Below are 3,009 nucleotides of genomic sequence, written 5' to 3' on the forward strand. Positions count from 1 at the left end.
ACTTGTTGGCGGAGTCGGCGCGGGTGGGTGTGGAGGGTGCGAAGGCGAAGGATGTCACGGATCTTTTCGACACGTACTTGATGGATCTGGCGTCGATTGCGATCACGAGTGACTATCGGATGAACGCGGCGAAGGAGCCGGGTAATACGGCGAAGGTCTACAACGCCTATAAGGAGTTGTTGGCGCAGCGCATCGCGGAGGACAGTCCTGTGCGTGCTCTGTTGCCGGCGGACAAGGGGATGTTCGGTGTGGTGCGGGACTTCACGCACCTGGCGACGAGCCTTGCGGCCAACAACCGGGGTGACAGCATCCAGCGGCCCACGCCGACGGACGAGGCCCGCCCCCGACTCCCGCAGACCACCGACACGGACAGCACCCCTGAAGTCCCGTCCACGCCGACACCGCAGTTGCGCGGCCCGCGCGACAGCCGCCCCCGCTTCGTGGTGCGGTCGGGCTTCGATGCGCGGCGGTTCTCGTATCAGGGGGAGCGGGTCACGGATCTTACGGTCCGCGTCGCGTTGCGCGGTACGGACGGTCAGGCGACGCATGTGTTTGACCAACTCGGCGCAGGTGTCCGTGAGTTCTTGAACGTTCCCGGTTACCGCTTGCCCAATGGTGACCGGTTGCATGTGACCGTGGAGCTGGTCGATGCGGCAGACACTCCGCATCTGACGGTGGACTTGGTGGACCGGGATCGCCGGATGGACCAGAACAGCTGGTGGGCGGATGCGGACCCGGTGCACATGGTCCATGAGCTGACGCATCAGCTGGGTCTGCGGGATGAGTACCGGGATGCGGATTCCCCGCACCGCCCGCATGTCCCGGGCAGCCTCCTGGGGGCCTTGGACGAGAGCCCGGAGGACGCCTCACTCGCGGTCGCCGGTCTCCGAGGCCGTCACATGGCGTTGCTGGGGGCGCTGATCGGGGATCTTGACGTTCGCGGGAGCGAGAGTGTGCAGCGGGACGGCGTCGAGCAGTCCTGGGATGCGGCGCGTGCCGATACCGCCGGCATTCTGCGGGAGGCCGTGTGGGTGGACCCGGTCTCCCTGCCCCGCCCGGCGGACGGCAGCCAGGAGGCGGCAGATGTCCCGCCCCGGGTGCACCAGAACCCGGGTACCACGTCGGACGAGTCATCCGAGCCTTATGTGCCGTTGATTCTGGGGAACTACAAGTTCACCAACCTTCAGCACACGAACGAGAAGTACCGCGACAAGGCTGCTCACATTGTGGATCTGCTGCAGAAGCACGACACGATCAGGCAGTACGTGGGTAACCGCCAGGTGCGTATCACGCTGCATGTGCGGAGGACGGAGACCCCGGCCGATGTGACGGACCTGGGCGGCAGAGGTGTCGTCATCAACCTGGCGAGTTACTACTTCGAGAAGTACGACATCGGTTACATCATGGGGATGCTCGCTCATGAGATCGGTCTGCACCCCCTGGCCTCCCGGGACACGAACATTCCGGATGAGGAGGAGATGTTCCAGGACGTCCCGCTGGCGGTGCCGGGGCTGGCACACGCGAAACCGCCGCGCACGATGAGCACCGCGGGTGCGGGTCAGGCCGACCACATCATGGCTGCCTTCACCAGCAGCACCAGGCACCGGATCTATCGCGACATCGTGGTGGAGATGGCTGGAGTCCTGGCGGCGGACGCGCGCTTGGGTGTGAATGGCACCAAGCCCAAGGACGTCACGGATCTGATCGACACGTATCTGATGGACCTGGCGACGATCGCGCTGACGAACGACAGGCGCAAGGACGCGGCCTGGGAACCCCGTTACACGGCGAGGGTCTACAACGCTTACAAGGAAATGTTCACGGCTCGGTTGGCGGACGACAGCCCGGTGAGGGCGCTCGTTCCGACGGACAAGTCCTGGTACAACGTCACCAACAATTTCCTGGGCCTCGGTACCAGCGTCGTGTTCAACAACCAGGGCGCCAGTATCCACGCCGTACCACCACCGCCGAAGAGGCCGCTGTGGCGGGAGCCCCGCTTTGTGGTGCGGTCGGGCTTCGACGTACGCCGGTTCATGTATGACGGTGATCCGGTCACGGATCTCACGGTGCGGGTCGCGTTGCGCGGTGTGAACGGCGATGGGGACGGTCAGTCGGCGGCAGTGTTCGGTCAACTCGGCGCAGGTGTGGCGGAGTTCCTGAACGCTCCTGGTTACCGTTTGCCGAACGGTGATCTGTTGCATGTGTCGGTCGAGCTGGTCGCCCCGACGGATGACCCGCATTTGACGGTGGACTTGGTGGGCCGAGACCGCGCGATGGATCAGACTTCCTGGTGGGCGGATGCGGATCCCGTCCAGATGGTCCACGAACTGACCCATCAGTTGGGTCTGCGGGATGAGTACCGGGACGCTGATTCCCCGCACCGCCCGCACATCGCGGGCAGTCTGCTCGGCGCGCTGAACGAAAGCCCGGAGGATTTCTCGCTGGCGGTCGCCGGTCTGCGGGACCGTCACATGGCTCTGCTCGGCGCACTGATCGGGGACGTGGACGCAACCCCGCAACCCCAGCAGAGCGAGCAGGACGCCGCCGACGCGGATCTCGACCAGACCTGGGACGCGGTACGCAACGCCACCACAGGCACCCTCCGTAAGTCGGTGTGGGTGGACCCGGTCTCCCTGCCCCAGCCGGCAGACAGGAACCGGAGTACGACCGAGGTACCGGCGCGTATGCAGCAGGACCCCAACGCGACGCCCGTGGCCGCTGAACCTGTGTTGAGTCCTTTCAAGTCGGGGCGTTTTGAGTTCACGAATTTGAAGCACACGGATGTGAGGTATCGCGACAAGGCGGTGCGGATCATTGAGTTGTTGGGGGATCATCCGACGATTCGGGATTACATCGGCAGTCGTCAGGTGCGTATCACTCTGCATCTGCGGACGACGGAGACGCCGGCTGATGTGACGGACCGTGGCGAGAACGGCGTCGACATCAATTTGGCGAGTTATTATTTCGAGAAGTTCGATGTGGGTTACATCATGGGGATGTTGGCTCATG

General features: G+C 64.2%; 1 protein-coding gene. It reads left to right on the plus strand.

The window, feature by feature from the left end:
• Positions 1–3,009 (plus strand): hypothetical protein (locus tag ACLVWQ_RS27845; RefSeq protein ID WP_414111949.1); only part of this gene is annotated, 3,009 nt, incomplete at both ends.

The sequence above is a fragment of the Streptomyces sp. CWNU-52B genome, from assembly GCF_047444975.1.
Lineage (GTDB): Bacteria > Actinomycetota > Actinomycetes > Streptomycetales > Streptomycetaceae > Streptomyces.